The 13,023-nt window shown below is 41.9% G+C and carries 8 protein-coding genes; 3 read left to right on the top strand and 5 right to left on the bottom strand.

Going from position 1 to position 13,023, the window contains the following annotated elements:
• The first annotated feature begins 48 nt into the window (after positions 1–48).
• Positions 49–627, top strand: coding sequence for a pyridoxamine 5'-phosphate oxidase (gene pdxH / locus ZYMOP_RS02130; protein WP_013933716.1), 579 nt, complete (start codon positions 49–51; stop codon positions 625–627).
• Between the two features lie 67 nt (positions 628–694).
• Here pdxH and ZYMOP_RS02135 read toward each other — a convergent pair whose 3' ends face one another.
• Together ZYMOP_RS02135 and wrbA are read right to left on the bottom strand one after the other, a co-directional pair.
• Complete coding sequence (locus ZYMOP_RS02135) at positions 695–1,825, bottom strand: sigma-54 interaction domain-containing protein (protein WP_013933717.1); 1,131 nt, start codon at positions 1,823–1,825, stop codon at positions 695–697.
• 398 nt (positions 1,826–2,223) lie between these two features.
• A complete protein-coding gene (gene wrbA / locus ZYMOP_RS02140; RefSeq protein WP_013933718.1) occupies positions 2,224–2,823 on the bottom strand; it encodes an NAD(P)H:quinone oxidoreductase in 600 nt (199 codons plus the stop codon).
• A gap of 237 nt (positions 2,824–3,060) precedes the next feature.
• Here wrbA and ZYMOP_RS02145 point away from each other — a divergent pair, with 237 nt between their 5' ends.
• Positions 3,061–4,578 carry a glycosyltransferase family protein gene (locus tag ZYMOP_RS02145; RefSeq protein WP_013933719.1) on the top strand — a complete coding sequence of 506 codons (1,518 nt, stop codon included), beginning with the start codon at positions 3,061–3,063 and terminating at the stop codon, positions 4,576–4,578.
• A 100-nt stretch (positions 4,579–4,678) separates the two neighbouring features.
• Here ZYMOP_RS02145 and ZYMOP_RS02150 read toward each other — a convergent pair whose 3' ends face one another.
• Positions 4,679–6,493 carry a carbohydrate porin gene (locus tag ZYMOP_RS02150; protein ID WP_013933720.1) on the bottom strand — a complete coding sequence of 605 codons (1,815 nt, stop codon included), beginning with the start codon at positions 6,491–6,493 and terminating at the stop codon, positions 4,679–4,681.
• 706 nt (positions 6,494–7,199) lie between these two features.
• Here ZYMOP_RS02150 and ZYMOP_RS02155 point away from each other — a divergent pair.
• Complete coding sequence (locus tag ZYMOP_RS02155; RefSeq protein WP_013933721.1) at positions 7,200–8,978, top strand: cation:proton antiporter domain-containing protein; 1,779 nt, start codon at positions 7,200–7,202, stop codon at positions 8,976–8,978.
• A 75-nt stretch (positions 8,979–9,053) separates the two neighbouring features.
• On the opposite strand, the gene alaS is transcribed toward ZYMOP_RS02155, so the two are convergent.
• Positions 9,054–11,726: an alanine--tRNA ligase gene (gene alaS, locus ZYMOP_RS02160; protein WP_013933722.1), complete on the bottom strand. Its 2,673-nt coding sequence runs from the start codon at positions 11,724–11,726 to the stop codon at positions 9,054–9,056.
• A gap of 133 nt (positions 11,727–11,859) precedes the next feature.
• Complete coding sequence (locus ZYMOP_RS02165; RefSeq protein ID WP_013933723.1) at positions 11,860–13,020, bottom strand: SPOR domain-containing protein; 1,161 nt, start codon at positions 13,018–13,020, stop codon at positions 11,860–11,862.
• Positions 13,021–13,023 lie beyond the last annotated feature (3 nt).

The raw sequence follows: 13,023 nt of genomic DNA on the forward strand, positions 1-13,023 counted from the left end.
TTTTGTAACTGACTTTTCTTGTCCGATTAATTGGTTTAGGTCGATTATATGACTCAAGATCCTCACAAAATTTTCGACGACTGGATGGATGAAGCTAAAAAAGCTGAAACAGAAGATCCAACAGCCATGGCCCTCGCAACCGCAAGCAAGGAAGGCTTTCCTTGTGTACGTATGATGTTATTGAAAGGACATGATGAAAGGGGTTTTGTCTTTTATACCAATCTTGGTAGCCGTAAAGGCCATGAACTATTAGAAAATCCTGTTGCTACCTTACTATTTTACTGGAAAAATCTGCGTCGCCAGCTGCGTGTTGAAGGACCTGTTACCCTTATTTCTGATGCTGAAGCGGATGCTTATTTTGCCTCTCGTGCGCGCAAATCCCAATTAGGTGCATGGGCTTCCGAACAATCTCGCCCGCTACCTGCTCGTGATGTTTTTGAAAAACGCATAGAAGACATTACCGCACGATATGAAGGTAAGCCCGTTCCGCGCCCCCCATACTGGACGGGTTTCCGTTTGGCACCTGTACGTATGGAATTCTGGAATGACCGCGAATTCAGATTGCATGAACGTGAATTATTCACATTAAACGATGGTCGCTGGCAGAGCGAGTTCTTATATCCATAATCTCCTTTAATCGTATTTCCGACAGATCTGTTTTGAGTAACGATCCTTTAAAAAGATCTGTCGGAATTTAAGATCGACTTATTTTATATTTATTCATTTTCTCAATAAGCGTTGTTCTGTGTAGCCCTAAAAGGCGTGCTGCATCAGAAACCGTGTTATTGGCCGCTTTTAGAGCTGCCTCAATATAGCGACATTCTAATTCTGAAACTAAATCTTTAAGCTTAGTAGGCTCACCCGGTGATGGAAAATCAGAAAAGATAATTTCATTATTGAACTGTGACGATGTTGATTTCAATTTGCTTTCTGTTGGGGAAAGCGAAACTTCTGAATCGTCAGATGTCTGCGCCAATGAAGACGGCGGGCTACTCAGATCCCATAATGTCTCCCGTTCGATAGGCTGACTAACGATAGCTAAATTCAGTAGTTTTTGGGTCTGCTCAACATCAACCGTCTGACCTGCATAGAGAATAGAGGTCCGTTCGATTAAATTACGTAATTCGCGTATATTACCCGGCCATGTATATTGAATCAGATAGTCCAGAGCATCCAAAGTAAAGTGAAATTGGTGTTTTTCAGGTAATCGGTCACAGAAATAATCAGCCAATAAGGGCACATCCTCGGCTCTCTCTGCTAAGGAGGGTAGGTGAATAGGAAAGACAGCTAATCGATAAAACAAATCTTCCCGAAAGCCGTTATTTTGGATCGCTGTATGAATGTCCCGATGGGTCGCTGAAATAATCCGTGTATCCACGCGGATTGGATTTCGCCCCCCTACCCGCGTTATGATGCTGTCTTCTAAAACACGTAATAATTTTACTTGCATATCAAAGGGCATATCTCCGATTTCATCCAGAAATAACGTACCCCCATCGGCTTCTTCAAAACGCCCACGCATTTGTCCGACAGCCCCTGTGAAAGCGCCCTTTTCATGGCCAAATAACTCAGATTCAAGTAAATCTCGCGGAATAGCGCCACAGTTAACAGGGATAAAATTGCCCTCTTTGCGGGTGCTAGATACATGTATAGAAGACGCAACCATTTCTTTCCCACTACCAGAAGGTCCCGTAATCAAGACCGATGCAGCAGTAGGGGCAACTTGTTTAATTAAGTATCGTATTTCCTGCATGATGGCGCTTTCGCCAATCAATGAAGTAGATGCTACGATAGAAGCGCTCCTAAGAGAAGAAAAAGGCGCCATAAGAAATTAAAAATTACTATTTTGATAAAGTCTGATATAGTTGTTCATAGATTTGAAGTTCACCCTTGTTATAGCTACTTTTGTAGTCTTAAACTTATAGTTGAATTTTTTTTGGTAAAAAGCAAACTATCTTTTGATAAAAATCATACCATAACCCTATAGAAATATTATTATAAATACTTATAAATTTGTTAATTTATTTAAAGATAACGCTATATCCTAAAATATACTTCATTATAGAATAATAAAAATTATATATTACGTTAATATATTTGTTACAGTTATTTTATAAATAAATCACTATCGTAAAAAATCTTCGTCATTCGAAATAAAATTCAGGTCAAAAATTTTATTTCTGACCTGATAGAAAATAATAAAATATACTTTTTAATATTTAATTAATGGTTCATTCTTTTGACAAGTGTAGCGACATGAGCACCTAGAAAATGTGCCCCTTGCTTTTCATTTTCACTAACCGAGCGAGAGCCATCACTACCCGCAATAGTTGTCGCTCCATAAGGCGACCCACCCGTAACTTCATCAATTCGGGATTGTCCGGCAAAGGAATAAGGTAAACCTGTTATAACCATACCATGGTGCAATAGGCTGACGAGCAAGGAAAAGAGCGTCTGTTCTTGTCCACCATGTTGCGTTGCAGTCGAGGTAAAGGCCGCACCAATTTTACCAATCAAGGCACCTTTAGTCCATAATCCGCCTGTCTTTTCCCAAAAGGATGCCATTTGAGAAGGTAAACGTCCAAAACGGGTCGGCGCTCCTACAATAATGGCATCGTAATCGGGTAGCTCTTCAACCGTAGCAATTTCACCAATTTGATCTGTTTTGAAATTATTACGACGAATACTTTCTTCTGAAATAGTTTCAGGAACACGCTTAATAACAGCCTCTATACCGATAGATTGAACACCTTCCGCAATAGATTTAGCCATTGTCTCAATATGACCATAAGAAGAATAATAGACAATGAGTACTTTTTTCATAAAAAATATCCTATAAATACAGGTAAAAATAAAATTATTTTTTTTGAAGATATATTAAAAATAATATATCAATTTGTTTAATTGAAACAATATCCAGAAATAGAATGCATTATTCTTATTTTGTATCCATTTAGAGTGCAAATGAGCTTAATAAAAATATATATTTAGTGTTAATAAAAGAAGTTCTTTTTTTTTGAATAAAAAAATAAATATTTTCCTAGAAATGGAACCATAATAATGGCGGATGATAATAAGCGCGCTATTACATTTCATATTTTTACGAATAAACGAAAAATTTTTGCTATTTATTTTATTTTTATATTAGCTTTTCTATTAAGAATGAGTGCAATTTGGCCTTTAGGCATTTATCATCCTGATGAAATTTTTCAGTATCTGGAACAAGCCCATCGTTTGACTTTCGGATATGGTGTTATACCTTGGGAATATCGCTATGGAATGCGAGGGGGTTTGGTTTCTGTTCTCTTAGGCGCAGCCATGAAAGTCGGTGATTTTATAGCGCCTAATAGCTTTTTATATTGGCAACTGCCTCATATTTTGGGGGCTATTTTATCTTTAGGCGTGATTTGGGCGGCCTATAATCTAGGACGTCAGTTTTCCTTTTTTGTTGCTTTGTTATCCGCTTTCGTAGCGGCTACGTGGTATGAAATTGTCTTATTTGCAGCCCATCCGCTAACGGAATCTCTTTCTTTTTCAGCGTTTATGCCTGCAGCTTATTTATTATTATCTAATAATAAAAACAAAAATCATATAATAATATCTGGTTTTTTGCTTGGACTTTCAGCTTTATTAAGATTTCAATACTTACCAGCTATTACTTTTTTAACATTATTTATTCTAAAAAATAAATGGAAGAGTTGGTTATTTCTGATTATTGGCGCTGCTATAGCCTTATTTTTAAGCTGTATCGCAGACCTTGCCATAGGACAAATACCATTACTTTGGTTTTTTGAGAATATACAACAAAATCTTATTTATCATCGTTCAGATGATTATGGGATTTCTCCTCTTTATACATATTTTTCAGATATTCATAATAATTGGAAAATATTATTTATTATTTTACCTTGGCCTATATTAAAAGCAACTCGTTATTATCCATCATTATTAGGTACTGCTCTCGTCAATATTATTTTTCATATGCTAATTGCTCACAAAGAATATCGTTTTGTTTTCTTAAGTAGTGGTATATTGATTATACTAGGTGCTATCGGTAGCGCACTTCTTGTAGAAGAATTCACAAAATACTGGTCTATTTTACCTAAAAAATTATTAAAAATATCAATTTTTATTTTTTGGGGAGGTGCTTCACTATTATGTTCTACCCCTAATGTTATACATTGGTATCAATATAACGGTATATTACTATCAGAAAAAGATGCAAAAACTATTCCTAACCTATGTGGTCTTATTTTCTTTCATATTCCTTACTGGAAAACTGGTGGATATAGTTTGCTACACAAGAATATACCAATTTATATTTTATCGTCTTCTATATCATCCACGCCTATATCCCAAACGATGGAAAGCCTTTCACCCGCTGTTAATGCAGTAATTACGCCTATTACGTTTCGTGAAAAACTACCTGCCGAATATCGGATTTTCCATTGTCATAATCAAAAAAATGAAAAAACACTGGAAAATATTTGTATATTTGTGCGGCATGGAAAATGCACTATAAGAAAAAATGCGAACAATTTAGAAATTAATGAAGTATTAAAAAATATGGATCAATAGAATATTTAATAAATCATTATATTTTTATTTAAAAATTATCATTTTAATCCGGTTATTAAAGAAAGCGTCTAATAACCGGATCAAATCAGCCTCTATCAGATTAGAACACCCAACCACTCTTGAGACCAATAAGAACAATATTTTTAGAGTTATAATTATAAGGCGTGTTTACAGGCCCATTGGCATAGTACCCACCCGGATGAACCACATATTGGAAGTTAGGCCGTAAGAAGACGGCAGGTGACACCTGAACATTATAGAAAATTTCTGAATAATATTCTTGATGACGATTAACAGATGATAAAGCCTGACTTCTTAGGAAACTGTTACTTAACCATGTTGTACCACTACCGATACCGACCCAATCGTCAGGACGCGCTTTAGAAACGCCAAACAGAATGGCATAGGCCGAAACCTGAGCTGTTTCTTTGTTCGTTCTAGCGTCCGCTTTCAAAGCACGGAAAGCGACAGTTAATTGGCGATGATCGTCAAAGCGTAATACCTGCTGTTCCGCCGTTACATAGGCACCATAACGCCCGCGAACTTCGGGTCCTCCGCTAGTATAACCACCGGTTGAGGTGGCAATATCCTGATAATAACGCAGGTTATAAGATTTATCGTCAGTATACCAACCATCAAATTTGAAGAGACCGTCTAAGTTATTTTCTCTACCAAATTTAGGTGCCCATTTAACTTCACCGATATATAAACCGGCTTCTGGATGAAATGGATTATCCATATAAAAGTTTTCGTGAAGCACTCTACCGGTAATATTCTTTCGATTTACATCGAAAGCACCGGCCCCAATCGAGACTTCTTTTGAAATTTGATAGAAAACACGGCCTGCCCAGTTTGAAACTGGCCAGTTATACCAGTAATCCCCGACAAGGTTACCCGCTTGGTTACCGCAGAAGCCCAAGCTCATGAATGAACATCCCGTCAAGGCCATACCAAATTCGTTATTTTCAGTCAGACGACCTACTTTGATATTGAATCGGCCAATCTGTTGTTCATAGGAACCTTCAATCAAGCGCCAAATATTACCACGACCATAAACTTCTTGCATTTCGGTAAGGGTTGTTGCGTTGATAGCTTGTTCCAGCTGTCCACCACCACGCTTGGTCATCATGAAGTTAAATTTACCGCCTTTAACAACCCCCAAACGTTCCATGTCAAAGCTTGCCTGGACTAACCATTGGTAAGCCGTTCGTATTGACTGTCGGTCGCCACCACGCGCATTAAATGCGGTTTCAACACCGCCCATTGAGGACTGAATATCAATACCTTTATCTCGTAACCAAGGTTTAATACCAAGCCATGTTCCAAAGATACCACGGTCTTTGGGATCACGGGCTAGCATAACACTGTTATCACCGACACCGATCCAACCCAATGCATTATGTCTGCCGCGTGCCGCGCCGACAATACTATCGACTAAACCTTTATTTTCGATACCTTCTTCAACTGTACCGCCTTGACTGACTGACTGACGATGCTCTTCGGGATGTAATTCACTGCTACCAACCGTCAACGCAGCCCAAGGGAAAGGCGCTGGAGAAACATGTTGATGTGGAATAGAAACTGTTTCTTTGGGTTCTTCTTGCCCCTGATCATCATTTTCATCAGAAGATTGGCTGATGCTGTCAGTATCCGTTTGAGGGATAGCTTGACGCTTTTCAGTCGTAGCCTCCGGCTGAGCGGCTTGTGTTTGGGAGGTCTGAGCAGAAGGGATAGGTTCGTCCGCCTGCTCGGCTGGTTCCACTTGTTCTGTTGCGGCTGCTTTTGATTTGTGATGGTTATTAACTTTAGCCAGCCAATTCCCTAAGGGATCAGCCCATGCCTCGGCAGAAGAGGTCGCTATCGATAAGGCCAAGGCCCATTGCGCAGCCTTTGTTACTTTTAAATGCTTTTTCATCTTATCCTCTCCATAAGGATTTTTTATATTTTATTTTTATAATATTATTTTTTAGTAAAAATCATCTGTCTTAGCGGCCCCTTACGCTGACGATCAATAATACAGAATCATTTAACCATTTTGTTGTTTCTTATCTGGCCGAAAAACAGTTATTCGACAAGCATAAGACACCAGATAAAGCAATTAGAAAAGGTTTGAAACAAGATAGCGCCTATCCTCTGTTATATGTTTTTACACTATCGCTTTAGCAGGTGAAATCAAAGCGGCTCTTATCGCAGTATAGTGCATTTGTCAGCTATTTCTGTGCCTAATTTTATACATTCTTGTTCTATTCAAGGAAAAATGTTTAACGCCTCGGATGCGAGCTCCAACCCTTATTTTGAATTGGAGGAAACAATAACCTTTATGCATGGTATTTTTGCATCAAAAGTTAAGATGATCGATTTTTATAAGATACGGATAATAAGTATTTTTTAGGCTTCACCACGTAAAAAACCAATTATTTTTTAAATTTATCAGTATAAAAAAAGCCTATATTTATATTTATATGACATTATATAAAAATTAAATTTCCCATTTTTAACAAAAAAAATTTTCTATAAAAAGAAGGAAGGCAGAGGATTTTTATTCTATTTACTATTATAAAAACGTTAATGTTATTTTTCCTAGAAGGATAGTGGGCCTTAATTATGGATAATGCATTCTTATGCAGATGAACTCTTCACTCTTCAGTGACTCTCTTGTGATTTTAGGCGCTGCAGGTCTTATCATTCCGGCGTTCGCACGCTTTAGAGTATCACCGGTAATCGGCTTTATTTTAGCGGGTATACTTTTAGGGCCTAAAGGGCTGGGTTCTCTTGCTGCAGATTATCCTTGGCTAAAACATATTACAATTTCCGAACCTGATGGCTTAGAGCCCTTTGCCGACTTCGGTATCGTTTTAATGCTGTTTTCTATCGGGCTTGAGTTATCTTTCAAACGCCTGTGGGCTATGCGTCGATCTGTTTTTGGTCTGGGTACGGGGAAACTCTTGGGCTGTGGCCTCTTGATCGGAACTGGTCTCTATATTTTGGGTGAAAACTGGGCTGGCGCGATCGGTATGGGCCTAGCGCTCAGCGTATCTTCAACAGCCTTGGTTCTACCAATGGTAGGAACAACAGGTCCGGTTGGCAAAAATGCTTTTGCTATCCTACTTTTTGAAGATCTAGCCTTAGTGCCTATTATCTTTGCGTTAGGAGCGATGGCCCCTTATGCGCAAGATAATCGATGGGACGGCCTGATTTCTACCTTATGGCAAGGTGGGGCGACCGTTATTGCGATTCTTGTACTAGGACGTTTTGCCTTACCTACATTGTTTGCCCAAGCGGCACGTACAAAAAGCTCAGAAGTCTTTCTATCTATCAGTTTATTAGTAGTTATTTTAGCCTCTGTCGCCACTAGTGCTGTTGGTCTTTCTCCTATTGTCGGGGCGCTGACCGCTGGCCTTTTAATCGCAGAAACCGATTATCATGTTGAAGTTGAAATTGTGGTTTTACCTTTTCAGCGGCTTGCCTTGGGTGTCTTTTTGTTAACTGTCGGTATGAGCCTTGATCTACGGCTTATTATGGCTAACTGGCAATCTCTGGCCTTAGGCGTCGCAGGGGTTGTTATCGTAAAAACAATTGTAACCGCCGGTCTTTTACGTTTGACGCATGTGCGTTTAGCAACCGCTACAGAATCCGGCCTCCTTATGTCGGCGCCGTCTGAAACGACCTTGGTTATTTTAGCAACAGCACGGCAAGCCCAGTTAGTTATGCCCTCAACGGCGGCTTTTTGGGAAATCGTAACCGCTATTGGGCTAACGATTACGCCTTTATTAGCCAAAATTGGGCATATGATTTCGCTGCGCCTTGCCTTACGAGAACATGAAGTGGCTACACCTTCCAATGAAGAACCAGACGACGATATAGATAATCGGACTATTATCGCTGGTATTGGTCGCGTTGGTCGAACGATTGCAGATGTTTTGATCGCAGAGAAAAAGCCCTATCTGGCAATCGATTCTGACATTGATTTGGTAATCAATGCTAAACGGGACGGTTATCAGGCCATGTTCGGCGATATTGGTAATCCAGCCTTAATTATGCGCCTGGGCAGTCATATCCAAGCTGTTGTTTTGGCCATTAATGATCCGGTATCTATGGTCAATGTCGTCCATCGTATTCATACAATTTACCCTGATTTGATTATCATTGCGCGTGCCAGTGACTCTCGCCATGCCGCCCAGCTTTTTCAGGCGGGGGCGACCGATATTGTTGCAGAGACTTTAGAAAGCTCTCTCCGCTTGGCAGAGGCTACCTTAATTTCTCTTGGCGTTTCAACAGGTCATGCCGTTGCCGCTATTCATGAAAAACGCTCATCAATGCGGGAAAATGTTTTAAAAGCAGCGCGAGAAGGTAATGTGCATGCGATACGGCACACGCCTAATATTATGCCGGAAGTCTGAAATCTGAGAATTCTATAAATATAAAGGCTCTGATTTTACTCAGAGCCTTTATTATCCCTAATAATTCAGATTAGATTAGGCGTTTTCTAAAAGCTGACGAATAGCCTCTAAAGCCTTAGGGGCTTCATTACCATCAGGACCGCCACCCTGCGCCATATCAGGTCGGCCACCGCCGCCTTTACCGCCTAACAGCTCAACGGCTTTACGAACGAGATCAACGGCACTCAGCTTATCTTTAAGATCATCCGTGATCCCAATGGCAACGGAAGCGCGACCTTCATTGATCGTAATCAGCGCAACGATGCCAGATCCAAGGACTTTCTTGTTCTCATCAATCAGTCCCCGTAAGGCTTTAGGATCAAGTCCTTCCATAACCTGACCGATAAACTGATAAGAGCCGACTTTTTCTGGTTTAGCTTCTTGTCCTACTTGGCCCCCATTAGCACTCGCTAAAGCCAACGCCTTTTTAGCATCCGATAAAGCGCGCTCTGATTTCCGGCGTTCTTCTATAAGCGCCGCAGTCCGAAGGGGCACGTCTTCTGGAACAACCCGCAATATAGAAGCGGCTTCACGTAAGAGGCGATCACGATCAACCAACCATACTCTTGCCGCTTCGCCTGTAACCGCCTCAATGCGCCGGATACCCGAAGAAACCGCCGTTTCGCTGATGATATGGAACAGACCAATCTTCCCTAAATCAGAAACATGGGTTCCACCGCATAATTCTACCGACCATGCAATTTCGTCACTATCCTGCGTAATGGTTTTACCCATAGAGAGCACACGAACTTCATCACCATATTTCTCGCCGAATAAAGCCATAGCGCCTGCTTCAACGGCAGCTTCTGGCGTCATTAATCGTGTAGAGACAGGCGCATTTCCAAGAATTTGTCGGTTAACTTCTGCTTCAATAGTAGCAATTTCTTGGTCTGATAACGCTTTCTGATGGGAAAAATCGAAGCGTAGCCGATCAGCAGAAACCATGCTGCCTTTTTGGGAAACATGTTGACCTAATGTATCGCGTAGAGCTGCATGAAGCAGATGCGTAGCAGAGTGATTAGCTCTTAAACGATTACGATGTTCAATATCGACGGCCATTTGGAGGTCATCGCCGATTTTGATCTGTCCTTTTTCGATTTTACCCATATGGGCATGAAGTCGACCCAAAGGTTTTTGAGTATCGGTAATAAGGACTTTTAAATCCTTACTGTCGGTAATCACTCCCGTATCACCCTTTTGGCCACCACTTTCACCATAAAAAGGCGTTTGATTGGTAATGATCGTTACTTCATCGCCTTGAGACGCGACTTCAACACGCTTACCATCTTTGATTAAGGCAACGACCTGCCCGCTACCTTTTTCGCTTGTGTAGCCTGTGAATTCGGTACTTCCTGATTGATCGGCAATATCAAACCAGATTTCATCCGATGCTTTTTCGCCGGAACCTTTCCATGCCGCGCGCGCCGCACGGCGTTGTTCTGCCATAGCCTTGTCAAAGCCAGCCTGATCAACCGTTAAATCGCGGGCTCGCAAAGCATCAGCGGTTAAATCATAAGGGAAGCCATAGGTATCATAAAGACGGAAGGCGACTTCACCGGCCAAGGTATCTCCGGTCTTTAAATGTGCCGTTTCCTCTTCCAGAATCTTTAGACCATTCGCTAAAGTCTGACGAAAACGCGTTTCTTCCAATTTTAACGTTTCTTCAATCAGGGCTTTTGCTCTTACCAACTCAGGATAAGCGACCCCCATTTCAGAAAGAAGCGCTGGAACCAAACGATACATCAACGGCTCTTTTGCGCCTACCAAATGCGCATGCCGCATGGCACGGCGCATAATACGCCGTAATACATAACCGCGCCCTTCATTGGCAGGCAGAACACCATCTGCGACCAAAAAGCCAGAAGCCCTCAAATGGTCGGCGATAACACGATGGGATGCTTTGAATTGGCCATCCGTAGCCGTGCCACTTAATTCCCCAGACGCCGCTATTAAGGCTTTGAAAGTATCGGTATCATAATTGTCGTGAACGCCTTGTAACACCGAAGCAATGCGCTCAAGCCCCATCCCTGTATCGATGGAAGGTCGCGGTAAATCTAAACGGGTTTCTGCGTCAACCTGCTCATATTGCATGAAGACCAGATTCCATATTTCGACGAAACGATCGCCATCTTCATCAGGTGAACCAGGAGGGCCCCCAGGGATTTCAGGGCCGTGATCATAAAATATCTCGGAGCAAGGACCACAAGGGCCGGTATCGCCCATTGACCAGAAATTATCAGATGTCGCAATCCGAATAATACGATCTTCAGGAAGACCTGCAATCTTACGCCACAGTTGAAAGGCCTCTTCATCAGTATGATAGACGGTAACGCAAAGACGATTAGGATCAAGACCCCATTCTTTGGTAATAAGGCCCCAAGCCAGCTCAATGACCCGTTCTTTGAAATAATCGCCAAAGGAAAAATTGCCGAGCATTTCAAAAAAGGTATGATGGCGTGCTGTATAGCCAACATTATCCAAATCGTTGTGTTTACCGCCCGCTCTTACACATTTTTGAGAGGAAGTTGCGGTTTTATAAGGTCGGCTCTCTAAACCTGTGAAGGTATTTTTAAAAGGCACCATCCCTGCATTAACAAACATCAAGGTTGGATCGTTTTGCGGCACTAAAGGTGCAGAGGGAACGATACGGTGGCCATTTTTAGCAAAATACTCAAGAAAAGAGCGGCGAATTTCATTGGTCGTTATCATAACGAAGCCCCCACAGCTGATCGGAACGGGTTATTGTCAGAGGCAATAGCATCCGCTGGGCATAAAAACAGTATAAAGAATACAAGATTAAGGGCATAAAATAGATATTTATGCCCTTAATCTCCCTAATCAATTATTTACCGATATGAGCACAGGTCTCACCAGCCGCCTGTAGCTTACTACAGAAATCATTGGCTTGCCCACCTGCAGTGGCCCGTAACCGATAAAAGGTTTTCTCCCCTAATTTTACTGTTAAAATTTGGTGAGGGAGAGGTTTTAACCAACCAAAGCGCTCTGTTAAATGGGCCCATACTTGGTTAGCTTTCGCTTCACTTCCAAAAGCCCCCAATTGAATAACGCCCCCTGATACCGCCGTCGTTTTATGGTCATCACTTTGTCCTGCTTCATTGTGCAGATTACTCATGACACCTGCGATTGCAGAAGGTTCATTGTTTTTGGGTGACGTCTTATGCTCAACAGGATGAGCAGGTTCAGTGGCATGTTCAACTTTTGCCGGTTTAGGGGCTGGAAGCCCTTTTTCAGAATTGAGCGCCACCGAGGCATGATCCACCATTTTTTGACGGGGCTCAGTCTCATGTTTGGGTGCTACCTCATGTTTAGGGGCCACTACAGGCGTAGCCGCTATCGGACGAGAGGCTGTAGCATTGACAGGTGAATGACGCGTGTCACCTGTCATATCAGACATTTCAATGTCGTTATTAGCGACATCTGGGCGGGTTTTTACCGAAGGCGCAACAGGCACGACAGAAGCTTTAGGCGTTTCTATCGGTTGGGAAGGAATGGTCATCGGCTGCTCAGGTTGGGCCGAGGTATCAATTGAAGAATTAATATCTTTACCTTCGCTGGCCGCATAAGCGGATTCCCCCTCTCCTTCGATTTTCATCCCGCCTGGATCACGGGGCTTCGTTTTGTAAGGTCCCGGTTCAGCCGTAATAAGAGATGCATTTCCACTGACGGCTGGAGGACGATGAAACCACCAGTAAAGAGCAACGCCAAATAAAGCTAAGGTAACCAGCCCCACAAGTGTGACAATGATTATCTGAAAAATATTGCCGCTATGGCCACCATCGTCATCCTCGACAGGTTCTAACCAAGGCAAGCGATCTTCCTCGGAATCGTCCGTATTATCTGAATGACGGTCGTAAAAGTCATCATTATTATCATCATGCGACGAACCCTGCGCATTTGACCTTCCGAAAGCACGATTATGTGCATTGTCACGGGGCCTGCCATGGGGATCCATGGCGTTGTGCTCCTGATCGTGATCATCCATTCC

It is taken from the genome of Zymomonas mobilis subsp. pomaceae ATCC 29192 (genome assembly GCF_000218875.1).
Lineage (GTDB): Bacteria > Pseudomonadota > Alphaproteobacteria > Sphingomonadales > Sphingomonadaceae > Zymomonas > Zymomonas pomaceae.

Excerpts from the sequence above, each read along its gene's own strand:
- ZYMOP_RS02135 (WP_013933717.1), bottom strand. The coding sequence starts at position 1,825 with ATGGCGCCTTTTTCTTCTCTTAGGAGCGCTTCTATCGTAGCATCTACT.
- ZYMOP_RS02155 (WP_013933721.1), top strand. The coding sequence starts at position 7,200 with ATGCAGATGAACTCTTCACTCTTCAGTGACTCTCTTGTGATTTTAGGC.
- pdxH (WP_013933716.1), top strand. The coding sequence starts at position 49 with ATGACTCAAGATCCTCACAAAATTTTCGACGACTGGATGGATGAAGCT.
- ZYMOP_RS02150 (WP_013933720.1), bottom strand. The coding sequence starts at position 6,493 with ATGAAAAAGCATTTAAAAGTAACAAAGGCTGCGCAATGGGCCTTGGCC.
- ZYMOP_RS02165 (WP_013933723.1), bottom strand. The coding sequence starts at position 13,020 with ATGGATGATCACGATCAGGAGCACAACGCCATGGATCCCCATGGCAGG.
- ZYMOP_RS02145 (WP_013933719.1), top strand. The coding sequence starts at position 3,061 with ATGGCGGATGATAATAAGCGCGCTATTACATTTCATATTTTTACGAAT.
- alaS (WP_013933722.1), bottom strand. The coding sequence starts at position 11,726 with ATGATAACGACCAATGAAATTCGCCGCTCTTTTCTTGAGTATTTTGCT.
- wrbA (WP_013933718.1), bottom strand. The coding sequence starts at position 2,823 with ATGAAAAAAGTACTCATTGTCTATTATTCTTCTTATGGTCATATTGAG.